A 21,055-nucleotide genomic window follows, 5' to 3' on the forward strand; every position below is an offset into this window, starting at 1 on the left:
TCAAGGGGCGCTTCTCGGGCATAGCCACTTCAGTCGATCGGATCCGTCCAGACCAAAGGAGTCGCCATGTCCGTGCCCCAGGGCAAGACCTTCAAGCTCGCCGACCTGTTCCCCGTCGCGGAACACCAGATTGAGAACAACGTGATCTTCACCACCGAGAACGGCGACGTGCGCGCCGTGTCGCTCGGCGCCGGCGCCGACGCGGCCCCGCGCCGTCACGGGCGCGGGCACCTGGCCCTCGGCATCGACGGGCAGGTCCGTATCGCCCGCGCCGGCAAGGAGAAGGACGCGCCCGAGCGTCCAGCCATCACCAAGGACGACGTGGACCTGGCCGTGGCAGAGGGTGCGGACGTGCGCCGTGTGGAGAGCGCGGACGACCTCGCCGACGACGAGCCCAAGACGGTGCCCGAGAAGGACTTCGGCCGTCTGGGGCAGGGGATGGCGTTCGTCACCGCGCCGGGTCAGGACATGGGCATCTCTGCCGAGCATCGCTCGCTCTTTGTGACGGTTCCTTTGCCCGAGGACGTGCAGCTCCACGGCGGCCTGCACCTCAACAAGCGCGCGGTGCTCGCCGACCTCATCGACTACCGCGACGGCGAGGTGGCCCGCGAGGCCGTACTCGACGGCACCGGCGTCAAGCTGATGCTGCTGGCCTTCGATTACGAGCAGCAGCTGGCCGCCCACACCGCAGGTGCGGACGCGCTCTTCCTGGTGCTCGAGGGCGAGGCGACCGTTGAGTACGAGGGCCGCGCCCACACCGTGCACGCCGGCGAGCAGATGGTCTTCGCGCCGGACGCCGAGCACGCGGTCTCCTGCGAGCGGCGCTGCAAGGTCGCCCTTCTGCGTGTGGAGTAGCCGGAGGGCCGCACGAAGGGCGCGCTCGCTGCCGGCCCAGCGGCATCCCGCCGCGCTCGCGCTAGGATGGAGCCCTCCCTCCCTTGTGCGGCCGCGCCGGAGGTCCCATGGCGCGCTCGCATCTCATCGCGGCCCGCGAGGCCGTGCAAGAACTGCTCTGGCCCACCCGGTGCGTCGGCTGCGACGACCCGGGGTCGGTGCTCTGCGCCGACTGCGCGGCCAAGCTCCCCTGGATCGACCAGCGCTGGGCGTGCCCTCGCTGTGGCGCGCCGTTCGGCCACCTCGTGTGCACCGAGTGTCGCGGCCGCTGGGACGGCGACGCGTGCGTCTCGGCGCTGCTTCATCGCGGCACGGCCGCCCGGCTCGTTCGCACGTACAAGGACGGCCACGAGGCGCGCCTGGCCCCGGTTCTCGCGGCCGCCATCGCGACGGCTGTGGACGAGGCGGCCTCGTGGCCCGGCCGTCCCGAGCTGGCGGGTGCGGGGAGGCCCCTCGGGCCGGACGAGCCCCCGCCGCTGCCGCCCTTGAGTCCGCTCGACCTCGGCGCGGTGGACGCGCTCGTCTTCGTGCCGGCCACCGCCGAGGCCTACCGGCGCCGCGGCTTCGACCACATGGAGCTCGTGGCCCGGCACCTGGCCCCGATGCTCGGGCTCGCGCTCGCGGACGTCCTCATCCATAACCGCGCGGCCGACCAGCGCGGGCTCGGCCGAGAAGGGCGCGCCGCGAACGCCCGGGGGTCCTTCGAGGTGCTCGGCAACGTGGCGGGCGCGAACCTCCTGCTCGTGGACGACGTGCTCACCACCGGCGCCTCGATTCAGGCCGCTCGCGAGGCCCTTGTCTCCCGCGGCGCGGGACACGTGTGGACTGCGACGGCCACACGGGCCTGGTGAGCGCCACCGCGCCCCAGCGCGGCGGTCGCTTTCAAGGTGTTCTTAAGCGCGGCTCCCGCGCCTCCGTTCTTCTCCATAAACCGCTGGTATACTCCACGGGTTCCCTTGCCGGGTCTGTGGTTGCGGGCGTCCCTCGGTGTCGCCGAGGCGCGCCCTAGTCCATGGCAGACGAGGCCCAAAGGATCCACGTAAGTCCGGTCGTGCGCGGCCGGGCGATCACGGCTCGTCCTAGAAGTAAGTCGCACCCCCCGCCCACCCACACAGCGGGGCGAAGGCGCCCCGCCGGGGGAGAGGGCCAAGAGTGGAGGCGCCGCGGCGCCGGAAGCGACGGCCCCCGTGCGCGAGTGTGGGGTCGAAGACCAGGTCAGCCGGCAGGGGGCCTGATGGGAGCCTGGCCCCGGCCGCGGGGCCTGCACAGCGGAGAGGAACGGCCGATGGCCTGCAACAACCAGTCACGCTCGTGGCTTCGCACCATCGGTGCCGCCGTGCTCGCCGCCTGTGCCCTCATCGTCCTGGCCGGCTGCTCGGCTGTGACGCTGACCACGGTTCAGGAGGCGGAGGCCCAGCGCAAGCTCGAGGCGCAGGTGTCGAGCCCCGCCATCGTCGAGGACGGCAAGCTGCGCATCGGCCTGCTCACGAGCAACGGCGTGCCCGAACTGGTGGAGGCGGGGGGCGCCTACGAGGGCATCGACGTGACGGCCGGCGCTGCCCTGGCCCAGGCGCTCGGGCTCGAGGCCGTCTTCGTGCCCGTGGAGAGCGCCGCCGACGCCACGGCGCAGAACGTGGACGTGGTGATGGGGGTGGACTCCTCGACGGCCGGCGACATGGTGGTGGTCTCGACGTATCTGGAGAGCGCCACCGGCGTGTTCGCGCGCGGCGACTCTCCCGAAGTCCCCATCGCGGCCACGGACCTTGGTGGCACGACGGTGGGCGTCCAGACCAATTCCCTGTCCGCGCACCTGCTGGATGAGAGCGACCTGCTCGTGACCCAGAAGGGCTACGACACGCTGGACGAAGCGTTCGAAGCCCTCCGAGACGGCTCTGTGGACTACGTGGTGTCGCCGGCGCTGCCGGGCGGCTACTTGGCCCATCGCTTCGGCGACATGAGCCTCGCGGGGCTGCTCGACGTGCCGAGCACGATCGGCGTGGGGGTCTCGGCGGCCAACACCGAGCTGCAGGAGAAGGTCCAGGCGGCGATGGACTCGCTCGTGAGCGGCGGCGTCATCGCGGTGGCCCGCTCCCAGTGGGTCGGGTCGATGCCCGCGCTGACGGCGGACCTCCAGATCAAGGGTGTCACGTTCACCGAGAAGGACGAGGGGACCCCGGTGCCGACGGACGTCGGCACGGGCAACGGCGCCGATTCGGACGGCATCTCGGTCCCGAGCTCCGGTGCGATGGACGGGTCCACTGCCGGCTCCAACGCGGTGACCGACATCGGATAGCCGTCTTGCACGGTCGCCCGCCTCACCGAGCCGTTCGCCTTTGAAGATTGGGCGTATTCGCGACTCTTCATTTTCCCTTCAGCCAAAGTGGGGTAGCAACGAGGGAAGAAGGGCGCGGCGTCGCTGCGCCTTAGGCATTCGGGAGAGGTTTGCATCATGGAGATCACGGTTATCGGCCGCAAGATTCAGGTCACCGACGCCCTGCGCGAGCGCGTGGAGCAGAAGGTCGGCGACGCCCTCAAGGTGTTCGACATCGACCCCATCACCTGCGACGTGGTCCTGCGCGTCGAGCACTACAAGAGCACCAAGACCACTGACATCTGCGAGGTCACCGTGCACGTGCACGGCGCCGTGATCCGTGTGGAGGCCGCCAAGGAGGACATGTACGCCGCCATCGACGAGGCCGCGCGCATGGTCGAGCGCCAGATGCGCAAGTTCAAGACCAAGATCCTCGACCGCCGGAAGCCGGGCAAGCAGCCGCGGAACCAGATCAAGGCCGGCACGCAGGAGGAGCAGACCATCCTCAACGACGAGAAGCAGGTGCTCTCCGAGGAGGACGACGACGCCCTCGTCCGCACCAAGTACATCCCGGTCACCAAGCTCACCGAGGAGGACGCGCTCGTGCAGGCGGACCTGCTCGGCCACGACTTCTATGTGTTCGAGGACATGCAGACGGGCAACACGCACGTGATCTACCACCGCAAGAGCGGCGGCTACGGCATCCTCAAGCCGGAGTCCGAGAAGGACCAGAAGTAGCGCTCCGAAAGGCCCCGGCAACCGGGGCCTTTCCTTTGACCATCGATGTGCATTTAGGGACAGTCCCCAAATGCACATCCTAGAAACTGGGTGAAGACGGGCGCGGGCCCGTAGTGGGCGCGCCCCGCGCACGGGATAATGGGCATTTGCATTTGAACGTTTTCCTGTCCCCGAGCGAGAGGACCTTTGTGAGCACGGAGTCCGCTGAGTCCCTGTCCCTCGACCCCAAGGCCGCCAAGCAGGCCGAGAAAGAGGCCGCACGAGAGGCCAAGGCCGCTGCGAAGGCCGCCGCCAGGCAGGCCAAGGCGGAGGCCAAAGAAGCGGAGCGCGCCGAGAAGGAGGCCGCGAAGGAGGCTGCAAAGGGCGCCAAGGAGGCCGAGCGCGCAGCCAAGAGCGTCGCCACCGACGCCGCCGCCCTGGCCAAGACCTTCCGCCCCAACCCGCACGTCAACATCATCGTGGACAGCTGCGGCGACTTCGACCCCGCCATCGCGCGCGCCCTTGGCGTCACGATGATCGGCTTCCCCTACGTGCTGAACGGCGAGGAGCACATCGACGACCTGTTCCAGACCGTCTCGGCCCACGAGTTCTACGAGGGCATGCGCCACGGCGACTACCCCACCACCTCGGCCGTCACGCCGGGGCGCTACCACGAGGTCTTCGAGGAGGCTGCCAAGAAGGGGGTCCCCTCCATCTACCTCGGGTTCACCCGGGCGCTCTCCTCGTCGATCGACTCCGCCCGCACGGCCGCCGAGATGATCCGCCAGGAGTACCCGGACTTCGAGCTCTACGTGGTGGACAACAAGTGCCCGTCGGCGGCCACGCAGCTGCTCGTGATGGAGGCCGTGCACCAGGCCAACCTCGGCGCCACCGCCAAGGACCTCGCCACCTGGGCCGAGGAGGCCCGCTACTTCGTGCACGGGTACTTCACGCTCGACAGCTTCGACGCGCTGGCCCGCGGCGGCCGCATCCCTGCGGCGGCGGCGTCGCTCGGCGGCAAGCTCGACATCAAGCCCGAGCTGTCCTACGACGAGTCCGGCGCGCTGTCGCTCACGCGCATGTGCCGCGGCCGCAAGAAGGCCCTCCGCGCGATCATCGAGGACTTCCGCGAGAAGAGCGCCGGCGAGCGCTCGATGCCCGTGGGCATCATGACCGCCGACGCGGAGAAGGACGGCGACTGGCTCGAGGGGCTGCTCCGCAAGGAGCCCGGTTGCGAGGACATCCCCGTGATCCGCAGCTCCATCAGCCCCGTCATCGGAAGCCACGTGGGCCCGGGCATGGTGGCCATGGTGTTCTGGGGCAGCGACCGCCGGGAGGACCAGGGCCTGTCCGGGCGCATCGCGTCCAAGGTGGGCCTGCGCCGCAAGTAACCTCCCAGGGTGCCACGCACCACAGGAGGAAACCTCCCAGGGTGCGTGGCACCACAGGAGGTTATTGAATTGATGAGAGGGAATCGCATGAAGGGCTCGAAGAAGATCAAGCGCGTCGCTGTGGTGGGCACGGGCATCATGGGTGCCCCCATCGCGCGCCACCTGATGGACGCCGGCTTCGACGTCACCGTCACGACCCGCACGCGGGACGCGGCGCGCGACCTGGTGAGCGCGGGCGCCCACTGGGCCGACACCCCGGCGCTCGCTGCGGCTGGCGCCGACTGCGTGCTCACGATGGTCGGCACGCCCGAGGACGTCGAGGACGTCTACCTCGGCACGGACGGCCTTCTCGGCTCCGCGGCGCCGGGGCTCTGGATGGTCGACCTCACCAGCTCGATGCCGGACCTGGCCGAGGAACTCTCCAACGCTGCCGAGTCCATGGACTGCCACGCGTTCGACTGCCCCGTGACCGGCGGCCAGGCGGGGGCCGAGGCCGGCACCCTCACCCTCATGGCGGGCACCACGGCCGAGAAGGCCGCCCCGGTGCTGCCGGTGCTCAACGCCTTTGCCGAGAGGATCGTGTTCTTCGGCAAGCCCGGCTCCGGCCAGGCCGCGAAGCTCTGCAACCAGCTGTCCCTCGCGGGCGCGATGCTCGGCATGGCGGAGGCCGTGGCCTTCGCGCGCGCCTACGGGCTCGACGAACAGGCCATGCTCGAGCTCGTGGGCTCCGGCATGGGCGACAGCCGCGCGCTCCGCGACCTCGGCCCGAAGGCCGTCGCATCCGACTGGAAGCCCGGCTTCAAGGTGACGCACTTCGCGAAGGACCTGAACGACGCGCTCATGACGGCGGACGACCTCGGCCTCGCGCTCCCCGGCGCGACGACGGCGCACACGCTGTACGCCACACTCGACGCCATCGGCGGCGGCCAGCTGGGCACGCAGGCGCTCGAGGTGCTCTACGAGCCCGAGAGCGACGCCATCGCCGCCGGCCTCGACTGGTCCTGCGCACCGGTGGACGTGCCGGACGACCACGCGGACGACTTCGACCGCGCCGAGCAGGGCGCCTGCGGCTGCGGCCACGACCACCATCACGACCACGACGACCACTGCTGCGGCCATCACGACTGCGGCTGTGGCCACGACCACCACTAAAGGAGCTCCATGGACACTGAGGCCACGACGGACGTCGCGACCGCGGGTCTCTCGGACGCGGGCTTTGCCTGGGCCGTGGTCGGCCTGTTGCTCGCGCTCTTCGGGATCATCATCGGCTTCCACATCGGCGACGAGTGGGGCCAGAAGGCGCCGGACAAGAGGACCTACTGGAAGTACAACGGCATCGCCTACGCGGTGGGCATCGGGGCGTCCCTTCTCGTGTGGCTCACCGGCTGGGTCACGCTCGCGTTTCTGACCGTCGGCATGCTCGGCGGTGCGATCGCGGGCCTCAAGATGGGCTACGGCGCCAGCGTCGGCCCGTGGAAGGCGCACGACCGGTTCTTCAACCGCTCGAACAAGCGCGCCGCAGCGAAGTCCAAGGCAGCGGCCGAGAAGTCCGCGACCGGCGGTTGGGCGCGGCGCAAGCCGGCAGGCGAGCCCGAGACGGACGAGCCGGAGCTCATGAGCGTGGCGGATCCGGGCGACCGCAAGGGCCGCGGCCGGTGACGGACCGCTCGCATCGTCCCTGAAAGATACAATGGGACGAGGGAATCGCAGCTAGGCGCGCCCGCCGGAACAGCGGCGGGCGCCTTGTGTATGGAGGAGGACCCATGGCAGACCTTTCCTTGGACGTTCTGGTGGCCGCGCTGGCCGGGCCGAGCCGTCGCGGGCGCCAGGAGGCCGCGCACGAGGTGGCGCTGGCCGCCGAGGAGGACCCGTCCGCGCTCGTGCCGTTCGCCGAGCAGCTGATGGACGGGCTGCAGCGCCCGGAGGCTCAGACCCGTTGGGAGCTGCTGAACGCGCTGTCGCTCGTTGCCGGCGTGGACGCGGACCTCGTCGAGGGCGCGATGGACGACGCCGAGGCGGCCCTCTTCGACGAGGGCTCCTCGATGGTGCGCCTGGCCGGGTTCCGGTTCATCGCGCGCGAGGGCAAGAGCGCGCCGGAGCGCTCGGCCGAGGCCTGGGCGCTGCTCGACGAGGCGGTCCAGTGCTACCACGGCGACCCGGAGTTCCGTGAGATGCTCGCGGCGCTGCTCGAGTTCGCGCAGGGCAACATCTCGGACGACGTGAAGCGGGCTGTGCACGACCGCGTGGCGTTCGACGCCGAGAAGTCCTCGATGCCCTTCATCAAGAGCTACTCCGAGCAGATCGTGGAGGCCTGCGAGGCCTAAAAGGCCCGCGGGGCAGCGGGTCGGGCGCTTCTTCTCGCGCAGCCGCGCCGGCGGCCGAGAAAAGGCGCCCGACCCGTTTTCTCTTCCGCGTGGAAACGCACCCGCAGCATTGTCCCTTCATACTGGTGCGCCGGACTGCCCCCACGCTCGAAAGAGGTACCTATGTCCCACGAGGTTGTGCTCATCCCCGGCGACGGTATCGGCCCCGAGATCTCCGCCGCCATGCGGCGCGTCGTCGACGCGACCGGCGTCGACATCCATTGGCGCGAGGAGCCCGCCGGCGAGTGCGCGATGGAGGAGTTCGGCACGCCGCTCCCCGAGCGGACCTGCGACGCGGTGGCCGAGGTCAAGTGCGCCATCAAGGGCCCCACCACCACGCCCATCGGTTGCGGCTTCCGCAGCGTCAACGTGGCGCTCCGCCACCGCTTCGACCTCTACGCCAACATGCGCCCCTGCGTCTCGATGCCCGGCGACGGCTCCCGCTACACGAGCGTGGACCTCACCGTCGTGCGCGAGAACACCGAGGACCTCTACGCCGGCGTGGAGTACGACTCCGGCAGCCCGGAGGCCAACCACATCATCCAGGCGGTGGACAAGGACTTCCCCGGCAAGATCCGCCCGGGCTCGGCCATCTCCATCAAGCCCATCAGCCCCGAGGGCTCCGAGCGCATCGTGCGCGCCGCCTTCGAGTACGCGGTGGACAACGGCCGCCACAAGGTGTGCGCTGTGCACAAGGCCAACATCATGAAGGCGACCGACGGCCTCTTCATGCACACGGCCGAGCGCGTGGCCGAGCAGTACCCGGGCATCGAGTTCGAGACGCGCATCGTCGACGCCACCTGCATGGGCCTCGTCCTCGACCCCCAGCAGTTCGACGTCCTCGTGCTGCCGAACCTCTATGGCGACATCCTGTCCGACCTCTGCGCCGGCCTCGTGGGCGGCCTCGGTCTCGCGCCGGGCGCCAACATTGGTAAGGACTGCGCGATCTTCGAGGCGGTGCACGGCTCCGCGCCCAAGCACGCCGGCAAGGACGAGGCCAATCCCACGGCGCTGATCCTCTCGGCGGCCATGATGCTCGAGCATCTGGGCGAGAAGGCCGCGGCCGAGGCCGTGCGCCAGGCGGTCCGCACCGTGCTGGCCGCAGGCGTCGACGTGACCTATGACATCCGCCGCAACCTGACCGGCTCCACCGAGGGCGCCGTGTCCTGCTCGGCCTACGGCGAGGCCGTGGCGAAAGCGGTGATGTGCATTTAGGGACAGTCCCCTTTTGCACATGTGCATTTAGGGACAGTCCCCAAATGCACGCTCAGAGAACGAGAAGCTCGGCGGTCCTTCACGCGGGATTCGCCGAGCTTTGTTAGTGTTAACGCCTATCGGCATCTATCGAACCTTAAGGGAGGATCAGCCCCCATGGCAGATAAGAAGAAGCGCCAGGTGAGCCCGATGGACGGCGAGCCCACCACCATCCATGTGGAGGAGGGACCCGCTCAGAGCCCCGACAAGAAGCCCGCGCACCAGCTGCCGCTCGTGTTCTGCATCGTCATCGGTGTCGTGTGCCTGGCTCTTGGCCTCGTGATCGGTCGCTTCCTGCTCGGCGGCGTCGGCGGCGCTGTCTCCGGCAAGACCACCCTGAGCGAGGGGGAGCTCGACGCCACGGTGGCCACCTACACCTACGAGGGCAGCTCCCACGACGTGACCGCCCGCGAGGTGTTCGAGACTGGCTCGGGCCTCGAGTCCGCCCGCAAGGACGACGGCACCTACGCCTTCCCGGCCGCGAGCGACGTGCTCGCCTATGCCCAGAACCAGATCCTCAACCAAGCCGTCGAGGCCGCGGGCATCACCGTGTCCGATGAGGACATGACCACCTACGCCCAGGACACCCTCGGCTCCTCCGATTTCAAGAGCCTGGCCAGCACCTATGGCATGTCCGAGGACGCGGTCAAGACCGTGGTTCGCCAGTCCGCCGGAGTGAAGAAGCTCTACGACCAGGTGGTGGGCTCCGACGCCTCCGCCGGCACGATGCCGGAGTCTCCCGCCACGCCCGCGTCCGAGGACGAGTACGACACCAAGAACGCCACCTATGGCGAGTACATCGTCAACCTCCTCGGCGACGAGTGGGACAAGAACGCCAACACCTGGGCCCGCAAGGACGGTCCCTACTACGCCGCCATGTCCGACATGGACTTCACGAGCGACTCCGCCAGCTACAACCAGGCGATGACCGCCTACTACGTGGCTTACCAGCAGTACTCGCAGGTCGCGGGCACGGCGAGCTCCAAGTGGACCACCTACGTGAACGGCCTGTTCGCGAAGGCGTCGATCAACATCGGAGAGATGGTCTCCTAACATCAAACCTACAACGTGCATTGAGGGACAGTCCCCAAATGCACACGGGGCGGCTCCGGCGACGGGGTCGCCCCATTTTCTATCGTCACCGCTACACTGGAGGGCACCGTCGCCGAGAAGGGAGAGCGCTTGAACGTCCTGGTGAGCCAGTGCCTGCTCGGCGCCCCCTGCCGTTACGACGGCGGCTCCAAGCCCTGTGACGCCGTGCGGCGCCTGCTCGCGCAGCCGGGCGTGAACGCGATCCCCGTCTGTCCCGAGACGGACGGCGGCCTCGTCTCGCCGCGCCCCCCGGCGGAGCAGCGCGGCGCCCGTGTGGTGCTCGAGACGGGGGAGGACGTCACGCAGGCGTTCCTCGCCGGCGCGACTCGGGCGGTCGAGCGGGCGCAAGCGGCCGGCGCCGACCTCTGCATCCTCAAGGCCAAGAGCCCCAGCTGCGGCTGCGGGCAGGTGTACGACGGCAGTTTCTCAGGGCGGCTCGTGCCGGGCGACGGCATTGCGGCCGCGCGGATCAAAAGAAAGGGGTTCCCCGTGCACACCGAGAACGAGGTCGAGGTGGTCCATCCCTCCATGGAGCATCCCGTGGCCATCAGCCTGGGCAGCGGCTTGGGCTACTTGGCGCAGCTGGTCAAGCCGGTCCGGCGCATCCCGTACGCGGACGTGCCGGGCTTTCCCGTGGGTGCCGCGCCGGTCCCCGGCCACAACTTCGAGGTGGTCATCGGCACCATCGACGATGTGCCCGTGATTCTCTATCCCGGCCGCGTGCACCTGTACCAGGGCTACAACGTGGCGCAGGTGTGCTCGCTCGTCCGCCACGCCCACCATCTGGGGTGCCGCACGATGATCTTCGCCGCTGCGTCGGGCGCCGTGCCCGGGCGCGCCCCTCTCGGCCTCGGCCTCATCACCGACCAGCTCAACCTCACCGGCCAGAACCCCCTCATCGACCCCGAGGACCTGCGCGACGTCGACACGCCGTTCGTCGATATGAGCGACGCCTACACGCCCTACCTGCGGTCCCTGTGCCAGGCCGTCGCCCGGGACGAGCGCATCCAGCTCACCTGCGGCGTCCTTGCCGGCATCACCGGCCCCAGTTTCGAGAGCCCCGCCGAGGTGCGCGCGATGGAGCTCATGGGCGCCAACTTCACCGCGATGTCCGTGGTGAACGAGGTGATCATGGCCCACGCGCTCGGCATGAACGTGCTCGGTCTCACTGTGAGCGCGAACGCTGCGGGCGCCCCCGGCGTGAGCCACGAGACGGTGCTCGCCTACGCCAAGGCCCACCAGGACGACTTCGCCAAGCTCATGCGCGGTGTGCTCGGCAGGCTGTAGCCAGCCTGTGGACGCTTGCCAGACGACTCGCCAACCGGTATAGTCAACGTTCGCTGCGGGAGAAAACGCAGACGTGCCAGTTTAGCTCAGTCGGTAGAGCACCGCTCTCGTAAAGCGGGGGTCATCAGTTCAAGTCTGATAACTGGCTCCAGTGCATGATTGCAGGCCAGCGGGCGTTTTGCTCGCTGGCCTTGTTCTTGTGTTCTATGCGCATGACGACCTTTTGGGTCGAATCTCTCTTTGAGGCTCTCATGGCCGCGAGACGGCGGTTTCCGACCCTTCCGACCCCCTCCGCTGGTCGTGGGACCCCGGGGTATTGAAAGCGTCGAAAACCGCCCGTCTTGTTCAGAGTGCCTTCGGGTGTGGTATAAGGGTGTTGGTGACGTCGTATGACAGTACACTTCCAGAGCGCCGGGGGATGTCCCTCGGCTTTCTTTTTGCCCTAGGAGGCCGCGTGGCCGAGCTGAGCATCCTCGTCGACGAGTCTGGGGAGCAGGAGGGTCCGTCGGGGTTTTATCTTGTGACGCTCGTCTTTCACGACCAGGCCATGCCCATCGACAGGGCGGTGGCCGGCTACCATGCCGATTTGGCGGCGAAGGGGCTTCCCGACGTTCCCTTCCACGTCGGTTCGCTCAAGAACGGCCACGACGCGTTCGAGAATCTAGACCTTGCAGAGCGCAGGCGCCTCATGGCCTGCTTCTCCGGCTTCGTGCGGCGCATCGACGTGCGCTACCGGACGCTCGCATACCCGCGCCGGGAAGTCGGGACGACCGAGAGGCTCGCGGCGAGGCTGGCGCACGACCTGCGGGCCCTCTTCGTCGAGAACCAGCCGCTCATGCAGTCCCACGGCCAACCCTCACGCGCCCGATAAATGAGCAAACCACCCAGGGTGCGTGGCACCCCAGGAGGAAACCTCCCCAGATGCGTGGCACCCCAGGCGGTTTGCTGATGACAAGCTGTAACGGAACGTCTATCATCGATGCAATCAGGCAATCGAGGGGACGCGCATGGCTTCGGGCGACGAGGAGTACTTCGCACACGAGTCGGACGACGGTCGCAGGGAGACCGTGGGCACGCATCTGGACGAGGTGGCCGCCATGGCGGCCGAGTTCGCGGCTGCCTTCTCCACCGAGGATGACAGCTCGGAAGAGTTGGTCAGGTTGCTCGGCCTGGCGCACGACGCCGGCAAGTTCTCCCATGCGTTCCAGCGGAGACTGTTGGAGCAGGGCGACAAGGTGGACCATGCCACCGCTGGGGCGCTCATGTTGTGGAACCTCGGCGAGGACCTCGAGAATCACCACGAGGTCGGCCTTTGGCTCCAGCTGCTGGCCTATTGCGCGGCCGGCCATCACGGCGGTCTCCCAGATGGCGGGGCGGTGGCTGCGGCCTTCGGCCACACCCTCATGGCACGTCTGGCGAGAGCCCGCAAGGGGCACATCCCGCCCTTCGACGCTTTCAAGCGTCAACGGCCGCCGCTGGCAGAGAGCGTGCCCGGGTGGCCCGAGCCGTTCCTCGATACCGACCCGGCCCCTCGTGGCGTCGTCGGCGACTACTTCGCGCCGTTCACTCAGGCGTTCTGGACGCGCATGGTCTTCTCCTGCCTGGTGGACGCGGACTTCCTATGCACGGAACGCTTCATGAAAGGCGCAGGCCGCTCGCAACCCTACGAAAGTCTCGAGGCACTCATCGAGCGCCTCGAGCGCCATCTGGACGGCCTCTGTGCTCGGAAGCCGGCCGAGGGCAAGGCTGCCGAGCTCGCCTCCTTGCGTCGCGAGGTGTCCAACGCCGCCCGCGACGCTGCCCAGCTCGCGCCGGGCATCTTCACCCTCACCGTCCCCACGGGAGGCGGCAAGACGCTGGCGTCCCTGCGGTTCGCGCTGCACCACGCGGTGGCCCACGGCAAACAGCGGGTGATTTACGCCATCCCCTACACCTCGATCATCGACCAGAACGCCCGGGTCTTCCGCGAGGCGCTCGGCGCGTCCAACGTGCTGGAACATCATTCGAACTTTGACTTCGACTCGTTGGAGGACCCCGACACGCCCGGGTCGTCCGAGCAGGCCGAGCGCCTGCGCCTGGCTTCCGAGAACTGGGACGCGCCCGTTGTGGCCACCACGACGGTCCAGCTGTTCGAGTCCCTCTTCTCCAACAAGCCCTCCAAGGCTCGGAAGCTGCACAACATCGCGAGCAGCGTGATCGTGCTGGACGAGGCGCAGTCGCTGCCCCTGCAGCAGCTGGCTCCGGCGATGGCCGCGCTGGAGGAGCTGGTGCGCCGTTATGGCTGCACGGTGGTCTTCTGCACGGCCACACAGCCGGGATTCCACGCCTTGATGGAGGGCCATCGCATCGGGCCGGTGCGGGAGATCGCGCCCAATGTGGACCGTCTCTTCACGGAGCTGCGACGTGTCTCGTATCAGTGGCTTGACCTGTTGGAAGATGACGAGCTGGCGGAACGACTGGCCGATGAGCACCAAGCGCTCTGCATCGTCAACTCGAAGAAGCAGGCCCGCGCGGTCTTTGAACTCCTGAAGGGTCGCGAGGGCGTTTTCCACTTGAGCACCAACATGCACCTGCACGACCGGGAGCGCGTGCTCAAGGAAGTGCGTCGGCGTCTGAAGGATGACGAGCCATGCACCCTGGTCTCGACCAGCCTGGTGGAGGCCGGCGTGGACGTCGACTTTCCCGTGGTGTACCGGGCTCTCGCCGGTCTCGACAGCGTGGTGCAGGCCGCTGGGCGCTGCAACCGAGAAGGGCGCCGGAGCGTAGAGGAGAGCGTCGTCTATCTCTTCGAGCCGGCGGCCGGCTACAAGATTCCGGAAGAGACGCGAAACCGCGAAGGCCTGTCTCGGGTGCAGCGGGCATTGGAGGGGCGCGTGCCCGGTGGCCAGCTGCCGGACCTGGGCAGCCCCGAGGTTCTGCGGCGCTTCTTCTCCGCGCTCCTCGGTCAAGGCGCGGGCGATTGGCGGGCCCTCGACAAGAAGGGCATCCTGCGTCTCATCGACGGTGCCACGGTGGACTCGATGCCCTTCGAGACCGTCGCCCGGGAGTTCTCGCTGATCGACGGGCCGACGGACACCGTTGTGATTCCGTGCGAGGACAACCAGAAAGACCTGGAGGCGCTACTGTCCGGCGGGGGCGACCGTGCGTTGCTGAGGCGTCTGGGTCGGTGGTCGGTCTCGTTGTGGCCTAACCAGCGCGCCGCGCTTGCGAACGCCGGCGCACTGACGCCGGTGGGGGACGGCCTGTTCGTTTTGGACGACCCGTCGCTCTACCACGGGGACGTGGGGCTCGTGTTCGAGGAGGCAGGAGGCCGGGGCCAGTTCCTGTGAGTCCGAGCGGGCGCCCGACGAGACGGGCGCCCGCTCCATCCGGGGAGTCCCTGCCCCTCCTACTGTTTCAATCCCCATGGGGCGACGTGCCGCATGACGAGCGGATTATCTCAGAGCTCCGTTCGCGCGCGCACATGCTGCCGTTTATCCCCTAATAATGCTATTCCTTTCCCTATTCTACTGAAGCGCGGATATGTTCTTCTGTGTCCCATCTGAACGAAAAACAGAAAGGAGGAATCCATGGCCAAAGGAACCCGTATCGAGTTCTCCGCCCCGTACGCGCTCTTCTCGCGCCCCGAGCTTTCGGTGGAGCGGTACAGCTACGACGTGCCGACGCCCTCGGCGTTGCGCGGCGCCATCGAGGCGGTGTTCTGGCACCCGGGGATGAGGTACGTCATCGACCGCATCCACGTGCTCAACCCCATCGAGCGCACGAGCGTGCGTCGCAACGAGCTGGGCAGCAAAGCCAGCGCCAACGTTATGAAGACGGCCATCGGCAAGGGCCGGCCGCTGCCCAGCGTGGTGCGCTCGGACGTGGTGCAGCAACGGGCCAACGTGATGCTCACGAACGTCCGGTACGTCGTGGACTTTCACTTCGACCTGACTCCCGCGGCGGCTCCCACCGACACGCCGGCCAAGTTCATCTCCATGCTCAACCGTCGTATCCAGAAGGGCCAATGCTTCTCGCAGCCCTACCTGGGAACGCGCGAGTGCAGCGCCGACTTCAGGCCCGTGCCCATGGACGAGGAGCCGCAGGGTTTCTACGCCGGCACCGGCGAGCGCGACCTCGGCCTCATGCTGTACGACCTCGACTACTCCGACCCGGCGAACATCCAGCCCATGTTCTTCCATGCCGTTATGCGCGACGGGGTCGTCGACGTGGCGGGAAGCGAGGTGTTCCGCTGATGCTGCTCTCTGCCCTGGCGGAGTATTACCGCTACAAGACCGAGGAGGCGCCTGACGAAATGGCGCGCCCCGGCTGGGCGCCCCAGAAGGTGGTGGCCCAGATTGTGCTGGACGAGCAGGGGAACCTGCTGGGCATCAACGGAGCCGGCAAGGACGAGTCCTGGACGTTCTCGGTTCCCACGCCCAAGAAACGCTCCTCCGGTGTCGCGGCGAACCTGCTCGCCGACACGGCCCAATACCTTCTCGGCGTTGGAGATCCGGGCAAAGAGGCGCGTACGCTCGAGTGCTTTCAGGCGTCTCGAGAAGAGCACCGCGAGGCGCTCGACGGCGTGGAGTCCGCGGCGCCGGTGCTCGCGTTCTTTGAGTCGTGGGACCCTGCGGGCGCGTTGGAGCACCCGGAGATCCAAAGGAGCCGGGACCTGTTGAAGAGCGGGTTCCTCGTGTTCGCTGTGAGCCGCGACGGGGTTCTTCAGCAGGTGCTCGGGTGCGACGACGTCCGGGTCCGCATCGACGACCTGGCCCGGGCCCCGTCGCCGGATGCGGAGGAGCGCGTCTGCCTGGTCTCGCACAAGCGCGGCCCCGTCGCCCGCTTGCACCCTGCGATCAAAGGCGTGCCGGGCGCGCAGTCCTCGGGAGCCACGCTGGTGGGGTTCAACCTGGAGGCGTTCGAGTCCTACGGCCAGACCCAGGGCAGCAACGCGCCGGTGAGCGAGTCGGTGGCCTTCCAGTACGGCACTGCTCTGAACTACCTGCTCGGTGACCCGCGGCATCGGCTGCGCATCGGAGACACCACGGTCGTGTACTGGGCCACGCTCCACGACGACGATGTGGCGCGCCTGTTCAGCCAGGCCGTGGATCCGGACGCCGAGCGTCTGGAGCGGCGCCGCAAGCGCGCGGAGCTTCGCAAGCGGGGGCAGCGCGTGGACAAGGAAGAGGAACGGGCGCTCACCCTACAGGACGTCAAGGAGACCGACCAGCGTCTTGCGGGGCTGTTCGAAGCCGTGCGCACCGGCGCCCCGTTGGCCGAGGTGCCGGTGACCCGGGCGCCCTTCTATGTGGCGGGACTGGCGCCCAATGCGGCGCGCCTCTCTCTCCGGTTCTTCTGGCAGGGCGAGTTCGGCGACGTGCTGAGCAATCTGGACGCCCATTACCGGCGCTTGCGCATCGAGCACGCGCCCTTCGAGCCCGCGTACCTGTCGCCCTGGCGCATCGTCAAGGAGACCGAGAACCCTCACGCGACCAAGAGCCCTTTGAGCTCGATCCTCGGCTCGTCCTTGCTTGACGCGATGCTCACAAATGGGCGCTACCCGGAGGCCCTGGCGAAGAACGTCGTCCTGCGCGTCCAGGCGAACCGCAACGTGTCCTATCCGCAGGCGGCCATGCTCAAGGCCTATTTGATAAAGAACTGCAACGAAAGCGAGGAGACCATGACCGCGGAGCTCAATGAGCAGCGCGACGACGCCGCATATGTGCTGGGTCGTTTGTTTGCCGTGCTGGAGAACATCCAGTCGTGCGCTCAGCCGTCGATCAACGCCACCATCCGGGACCGCTTCCTGGACTCGGCGAGTTCGACCCCTGCCACGACCTTCCCGACGCTCCTGGATCTTGCGAACAAGCATCTCCGCAAGCTCTCCCACGACGGCAGGACGCACAACTTTGCAATCAACCGCGAGCGCTTGGTGGAGAAGCTCATGACGCGCGCCGCAGACGCGCCCCTGCGCTTCACGATGGAGGAGCGCTTCACGTTCTACGTGGGTTACTACCAGCAGCGCCAGGCCTTCTTCCGCAAACGTACCGAGGACGAGGCCAGCGAGGAAGAGGTCATCGAGGTCACCGAGCTCACAGAGGAGAACTAGCCATGGCAGAACCCATCAAGCACCGCTACGACTTTGTCCTGTACTTCGACGTGGAGAACGGCAACCCCAACGGCGACCCCGACGCCGGCAACCTGCCACGTGTGACGCCCGAGGACGGGCACGGCATCGTCACGGACGTCTGCATCAAGCGCAAGGTGCGCAACTACATCGAGGCCGCCAAGGAGGACGAGCCGGGCTTCGACATCTACATCAAGGAGGGCGTGCCGCTCAACCGCAGTGACCGTCGGGCCGTGGAGGCCGTCGGCATGGACCCCGATCAGAAGGACCTCGCGGCGGCCATCAAGAAGGCCAAGAAGACCAACCCCGAGCTCAACGTGATGATCCGCGACTACATGTGCCAGACCTTCTACGACGTGCGCACCTTTGGCGCCGTGATGACCACCTTCGTGAAGGGCAACCTCAACTGCGGCCAGGTGCGGGGGCCGGTGCAGTTCACGTTCTCGCGCAGCGTGGACCCCATCATCCCGCAGGAGGTCACCATCACGCGCGTTGCCATCACCACGGAGGAGGACGCGGAGAAAAAGGGCAACGAGATGGGCCGCAAGTACGTGGTGCCCTACGGCCTGTACCGCATGGAGGGCTTCGTCTCGGCCAACTTGGCGCGCAAGAGCACCGGCTTCTCCAATGAGGACCTGGAGCTGCTCTGGCAGGCGCTGGCCAACATGTTCGAGATCGACCGCTCCGCTGCTCGCGGCAAGATGTCGGTGCGGCGCCTCGTGGTGTTCGAGCACGAGAGCGAGCTGGGCAACGAGCCGTCCTACAAGCTGTTCGACCGCGTGACCTGCCAGAAGAAGGAGGGCGTGGACGTTCCCGGGTCCTTCTCGGACTACGGGCCGATTGTGGTGAACGAGGAAGACATGCCGGCGGGCGTGACGGTCGAGGTGAAGGTCTAGCCATGGACGCCGACGACTCCCTGGCCATCTCCGGTCTGCAGCACTTCTCGTTCTGCCGCAGGCAGTGGGCGCTCATCCACATCGAGGGCCTTTGGAGCGAGAACTACCTCACAGTCTCCGGGGCACTTATGCACAAGCGGGCCCATGACGAGAAGGCCAGGGAGCACCGGGGCGACCTGATCATCGAACGAGGGCTGGCGGTCTCCTCGCGAAGGCTCGGGCTCCACGGCGTGTGCGACGTCGTGGAGTTCCGGCAGGCGCCGAACGGCTTTCCGCTGCCGGGAGAGCCGGGGCTTTGGTCGGCGGCGCCAGTGGAGTACAAGCGGGGCCGTCCGAAGGCCAACGATGCCGACCGTCTGCAGCTCTGCGCGCAGGCGCTGTGCCTGGAAGAGATGCTCTGCACGGACATCCCCGAGGGGTTCCTCTATTACGGCCAGACCCGCTCGCGGGAATCGGTGGCGCTTGACGCCGGATTGCGGGCGCGGGTTCAGGAGATGACGCAGGAGATGTGGAGCCTTGTTCGCGCGGGTCACACGCCGCGCGCCCGAGCCGGCAGGGCCTGTGGCTCGTGCTCCTTGAAAACCGAATGCCTGCCCTCGCTCGAGCATCGCGAGAGCGTCGCATCTTACGTGGGCCGGCACGTGCGGGAGGGCCAGTGAGAAAGCTCAGGAACACGTTGTACGTGGAGACCGAGGACGCGTACCTGGCGCTCGAGGGCGAGAACGTTGTCGTGAAGGGCTCGGACCAGGTGATTGGTCGCGTGCCGTTGCACACGCTCGAGAGCATCGTGAGCTTCTCGTACCGCGGAGCCAGCCCTGCTTTGATGGGGAAGTGTGCCCAGGACGGCGTCACGCTGGCCTTTTTCAGCCCGACGGGCCAGTTTCTGGCTCGGACGACCGGCGAGACGCACGGGAACGTGCTCTTGCGGCGCGAGCAGTATCGACGGGCTGACTGCGCCGAGGCGTCCACAGCGGTGGCGCGGGCGTTCATTCAGGGAAAGGTGTTCAACTGTCGCTGGCTGCTGGAGCGGAGCGTGCGGGACCACGGGCTGCGACTGGACGGGGAGCGGGTCGCCACGGCGTCGGCTCGCCTGCAGGCAGCCCTGGGGAGGCTGGAGAGCGCACCGGACGTTGCAACCGTCCGGGCGGTGGAGGGGAATGCCGCCTCGGAGTATTTCGGCGTCTTCGGCGAGCTGGTGCTTCGCAACCGCGAGTTCTTCTCCTTTGGAGGTCGGAGCCGGCGCCCTCCCTTGGATTCTGTGAACGCGCTGCTGTCGTTCGCCTACAGCCTTTTGGCCACCGATTGTGCCGGCGCCCTGGAGGCCGCAGGGCTGGACTGCTTTGTTGGGTTCCTCCACTGCGATCGAGCGGGACGGCGTTCCTTGGCTCTGGATTTGATGGAAGAGCTCCGCCCGGTGTTCGTGGACCGTTTCGTGCTCACGCTGATCAACAACCAGGTGGTGGGGCCGAAGGACTTCGAGACGCGCGAGACCGGCGAGGTGCGAATCGCGGCGCGGGCGCGCAGGCGCGTGCTGGAGCAGTGGCAGGCGAGAAAGCGCCGTGAGGTCACGCATCCCTATTTGAAAGAGAAGATACGCTGGGGAGAGGTGCCGTTCGCGCAGGCCATGCTACTGGCCAAGCACCTTCGGGGCGATTTGGACGGCTACCCGCCGTTCTTCTGGAAATGAGCGGACATGTTTGTGGTCATTGCCTACGACGTGAACACCGAGACGGCCGAGGGGCGCCGAAGGCTGCGCAAGGTGGCAAAGATCTGTACCGACTACGGACAGCGTGTGCAGGCGTCGGTGTTCGAGTGCTGCGCGGACGCGGCGACGTTCGCCGTGGTCCGAGACAAGCTGTTGGGCGTTGTCGATCTGGAGAAGGACAGCCTGCGGTTTTACAAGATGGGGCGCGGCTACGAGAAGCGCATCGAGCATCATGGGGCGAGGCCGGGCTATGAGGCGGAGGGGTTCCTCTCGTTCTAGGTGCGAAGGTGGGCCGCTCAGGGAAACGCCGGAGGTTCGCACCGTGTTTGGCGCGGCTTTTGTCCTCTCGCCGGCCGTTAGGGCATGGGGCGGTGGGACGAGCGCGCTCATCTTGTGTCCGTGGGTGCCGCTGCCACATACTGTTGCGTCGCCCCTCGCATGAGGGGCGTGGGTTGAAACGGTGATGCGGCAGGCGAACCCCGTCAGCTTGGATCGCCCCTCGCATGAGGGGCGTGGGTTGAAACAACCACTACCGCAACTATTCCCTTGCGGACATTGATCGCCCCTCGCATGAGGGGCGTGGGTTGAAACCGACTTGGCGAGATGGTTGCAATCCAATCCGAGGTCGCCCCTCGCATGAGGGGCGTGGGTTGAAACTTGGGGTCGTAAGGGATTATGGGGCTAATGGTAGTCGCCCCTCGCATGAGGGGCGTGGGTTGAAACCCCTTACGTTGAAGTCCTTGCAGAGAATGCCGCGTCGCCCCTCGCATGAGGGGCGTGGGTTGAAACATGGTCGCCCCTTCTTCTAGGCAGTCCGTTACTGTCGCCCCTCGCATGAGGGGCGTGGGTTGAAACATCGACTGGCAACTTATACTATGTGACAGAGGGGGTCGCCCCTCGCATGAGGGGCGTGGGTTGAAACATCTCGCGGTACTTCACACCGTCGCACTCGAAGCGTCGCCCCTCGCATGAGGGGCGTGGGTTGAAACGCCAACGACGACGGCAAGGACGCAAAGACCATGGCCGTCGCCCCTCG

The 21,055-nt window shown here is 67.4% G+C and carries 19 protein-coding genes, 1 tRNA gene and 1 CRISPR repeat array (1 of these 21 running past the window's edge); all 20 genes read left to right on the forward strand.

Annotated elements, in window-relative coordinates; all coding sequences use genetic code 11:
* The first annotated feature begins 66 nt into the window (after positions 1 to 66).
* The 20 genes from QJ043_RS04875 (at position 67) to cas2 (ending at position 20,298) form a co-directional block, all read left to right on the forward strand.
* On the forward strand, positions 67 to 855 hold the full coding sequence (locus QJ043_RS04875) for a cupin domain-containing protein (protein WP_283714058.1): 789 nt from the start codon (positions 67 to 69) through the stop codon (positions 853 to 855).
* A 107-nt stretch (positions 856 to 962) separates the two neighbouring features.
* Positions 963 to 1,745 carry a ComFC family protein gene (locus QJ043_RS04880; RefSeq protein WP_283714059.1) on the forward strand — a complete coding sequence of 261 codons (783 nt, stop codon included), beginning with the start codon at positions 963 to 965 and terminating at the stop codon, positions 1,743 to 1,745.
* A 434-nt stretch (positions 1,746 to 2,179) separates the two neighbouring features.
* Positions 2,180 to 3,187, forward strand: coding sequence for a substrate-binding periplasmic protein (locus QJ043_RS04885; protein WP_283714060.1), 1,008 nt, complete (start codon positions 2,180 to 2,182; stop codon positions 3,185 to 3,187).
* Between the two features lie 156 nt (positions 3,188 to 3,343).
* On the forward strand, positions 3,344 to 3,943 hold the full coding sequence (gene hpf, locus QJ043_RS04890; protein ID WP_283714061.1) for a ribosome hibernation-promoting factor, HPF/YfiA family: 600 nt from the start codon (positions 3,344 to 3,346) through the stop codon (positions 3,941 to 3,943).
* Positions 3,944 to 4,131: 188 nt separating this feature from the next.
* Positions 4,132 to 5,313, forward strand: a complete 1,182-nt coding sequence (locus QJ043_RS04895; protein WP_347177753.1) for a DegV family protein — start codon at positions 4,132 to 4,134, stop codon at positions 5,311 to 5,313.
* Positions 5,314 to 5,400: 87 nt separating this feature from the next.
* Positions 5,401 to 6,465, forward strand: a complete 1,065-nt coding sequence (locus QJ043_RS04900; RefSeq protein WP_283714062.1) for an NAD(P)-dependent oxidoreductase — start codon at positions 5,401 to 5,403, stop codon at positions 6,463 to 6,465.
* 9 nt (positions 6,466 to 6,474) lie between these two features.
* On the forward strand, positions 6,475 to 6,972 hold the full coding sequence (locus tag QJ043_RS04905; RefSeq protein WP_283714063.1) for a hypothetical protein: 498 nt from the start codon (positions 6,475 to 6,477) through the stop codon (positions 6,970 to 6,972).
* Between the two features lie 104 nt (positions 6,973 to 7,076).
* Positions 7,077 to 7,637: a hypothetical protein gene (locus tag QJ043_RS04910; RefSeq protein WP_283714064.1), complete on the forward strand. Its 561-nt coding sequence runs from the start codon at positions 7,077 to 7,079 to the stop codon at positions 7,635 to 7,637.
* Positions 7,638 to 7,799: 162 nt separating this feature from the next.
* Complete coding sequence (locus QJ043_RS04915) at positions 7,800 to 8,891, forward strand: isocitrate/isopropylmalate dehydrogenase family protein (RefSeq protein ID WP_283714065.1); 1,092 nt, start codon at positions 7,800 to 7,802, stop codon at positions 8,889 to 8,891.
* 156 nt (positions 8,892 to 9,047) lie between these two features.
* A complete protein-coding gene (locus QJ043_RS04920; protein WP_283714066.1) occupies positions 9,048 to 9,983 on the forward strand; it encodes a hypothetical protein in 936 nt (311 codons plus the stop codon).
* A gap of 129 nt (positions 9,984 to 10,112) precedes the next feature.
* A complete protein-coding gene (locus QJ043_RS04925; RefSeq protein ID WP_283714067.1) occupies positions 10,113 to 11,309 on the forward strand; it encodes a purine-nucleoside phosphorylase in 1,197 nt (398 codons plus the stop codon).
* A 75-nt stretch (positions 11,310 to 11,384) separates the two neighbouring features.
* Positions 11,385 to 11,460: transfer RNA gene (locus QJ043_RS04930), tRNA-Thr, on the forward strand.
* 303 nt (positions 11,461 to 11,763) lie between these two features.
* The gene (locus QJ043_RS04935; RefSeq protein ID WP_283714068.1) at positions 11,764 to 12,180 is read left to right on the forward strand and encodes a hypothetical protein; all 417 of its coding nucleotides are present in this window, start codon (positions 11,764 to 11,766) and stop codon (positions 12,178 to 12,180) included.
* A gap of 136 nt (positions 12,181 to 12,316) precedes the next feature.
* Positions 12,317 to 14,638 carry a CRISPR-associated helicase Cas3' gene (cas3, locus tag QJ043_RS04940; RefSeq protein WP_283714069.1) on the forward strand — a complete coding sequence of 774 codons (2,322 nt, stop codon included), beginning with the start codon at positions 12,317 to 12,319 and terminating at the stop codon, positions 14,636 to 14,638.
* Between the two features lie 240 nt (positions 14,639 to 14,878).
* Entirely contained in the window at positions 14,879 to 15,544 is a 666-nt protein-coding gene (gene cas5c, locus QJ043_RS04945) for a type I-C CRISPR-associated protein Cas5c (protein ID WP_283714070.1), read from the forward strand.
* Positions 15,544 to 17,400 (forward strand): type I-C CRISPR-associated protein Cas8c/Csd1, encoded by a 1,857-nt coding sequence (gene cas8c, locus QJ043_RS04950; protein ID WP_283714071.1) that lies wholly within the window; start codon positions 15,544 to 15,546, stop codon positions 17,398 to 17,400. The genes cas5c and cas8c overlap by 1 nt, the downstream gene beginning before the upstream one ends.
* Positions 17,401 to 17,402: 2 nt before the next feature.
* Positions 17,403 to 18,314, forward strand: coding sequence for a type I-C CRISPR-associated protein Cas7/Csd2 (cas7c, locus tag QJ043_RS04955; RefSeq protein ID WP_283722750.1), 912 nt, complete (start codon positions 17,403 to 17,405; stop codon positions 18,312 to 18,314).
* A 2-nt stretch (positions 18,315 to 18,316) separates the two neighbouring features.
* Positions 18,317 to 18,973, forward strand: coding sequence for a CRISPR-associated protein Cas4 (cas4, locus tag QJ043_RS04960; protein WP_283714073.1), 657 nt, complete (start codon positions 18,317 to 18,319; stop codon positions 18,971 to 18,973).
* Positions 18,970 to 20,001, forward strand: coding sequence for a type I-C CRISPR-associated endonuclease Cas1c (gene cas1c / locus QJ043_RS04965; protein ID WP_283714074.1), 1,032 nt, complete (start codon positions 18,970 to 18,972; stop codon positions 19,999 to 20,001). The genes cas4 and cas1c overlap by 4 nt, the downstream gene beginning before the upstream one ends.
* A gap of 6 nt (positions 20,002 to 20,007) precedes the next feature.
* The gene (cas2, locus tag QJ043_RS04970; protein WP_283714075.1) at positions 20,008 to 20,298 is read left to right on the forward strand and encodes a CRISPR-associated endonuclease Cas2; all 291 of its coding nucleotides are present in this window, start codon (positions 20,008 to 20,010) and stop codon (positions 20,296 to 20,298) included.
* 147 nt (positions 20,299 to 20,445) lie between these two features.
* Positions 20,446 to 21,055: direct repeats of the CRISPR family, unit length 33 nt; unit sequence GTCGCCCCTCGCATGAGGGGCGTGGGTTGAAAC; it runs 12,118 nt beyond the window's last position.

This window comes from Kribbibacterium absianum (assembly GCF_030067705.1).
Taxonomy (GTDB): Bacteria; Actinomycetota; Coriobacteriia; order Coriobacteriales; family Atopobiaceae; genus Kribbibacterium; species Kribbibacterium absianum.

Coding starts and splice junctions, on each gene's coding strand:
- QJ043_RS04875 (WP_283714058.1), top strand. CDS start 67: ATGTCCGTGCCCCAGGGCAAGACCTTCAAGCTCGCCGACCTGTTCCCC.
- QJ043_RS04880 (WP_283714059.1), top strand. CDS start 963: ATGGCGCGCTCGCATCTCATCGCGGCCCGCGAGGCCGTGCAAGAACTG.
- QJ043_RS04885 (WP_283714060.1), top strand. CDS start 2,180: ATGGCCTGCAACAACCAGTCACGCTCGTGGCTTCGCACCATCGGTGCC.
- hpf (WP_283714061.1), top strand. CDS start 3,344: ATGGAGATCACGGTTATCGGCCGCAAGATTCAGGTCACCGACGCCCTG.
- QJ043_RS04900 (WP_283714062.1), top strand. CDS start 5,401: ATGAAGGGCTCGAAGAAGATCAAGCGCGTCGCTGTGGTGGGCACGGGC.
- QJ043_RS04905 (WP_283714063.1), top strand. CDS start 6,475: ATGGACACTGAGGCCACGACGGACGTCGCGACCGCGGGTCTCTCGGAC.
- QJ043_RS04910 (WP_283714064.1), top strand. CDS start 7,077: ATGGCAGACCTTTCCTTGGACGTTCTGGTGGCCGCGCTGGCCGGGCCG.
- QJ043_RS04915 (WP_283714065.1), top strand. CDS start 7,800: ATGTCCCACGAGGTTGTGCTCATCCCCGGCGACGGTATCGGCCCCGAG.
- QJ043_RS04920 (WP_283714066.1), top strand. CDS start 9,048: ATGGCAGATAAGAAGAAGCGCCAGGTGAGCCCGATGGACGGCGAGCCC.
- cas3 (WP_283714069.1), top strand. CDS start 12,317: ATGGCTTCGGGCGACGAGGAGTACTTCGCACACGAGTCGGACGACGGT.
- cas5c (WP_283714070.1), top strand. CDS start 14,879: ATGGCCAAAGGAACCCGTATCGAGTTCTCCGCCCCGTACGCGCTCTTC.
- cas8c (WP_283714071.1), top strand. CDS start 15,544: ATGCTGCTCTCTGCCCTGGCGGAGTATTACCGCTACAAGACCGAGGAG.
- cas7c (WP_283722750.1), top strand. CDS start 17,403: ATGGCAGAACCCATCAAGCACCGCTACGACTTTGTCCTGTACTTCGAC.
- cas4 (WP_283714073.1), top strand. CDS start 18,317: ATGGACGCCGACGACTCCCTGGCCATCTCCGGTCTGCAGCACTTCTCG.
- cas2 (WP_283714075.1), top strand. CDS start 20,008: ATGTTTGTGGTCATTGCCTACGACGTGAACACCGAGACGGCCGAGGGG.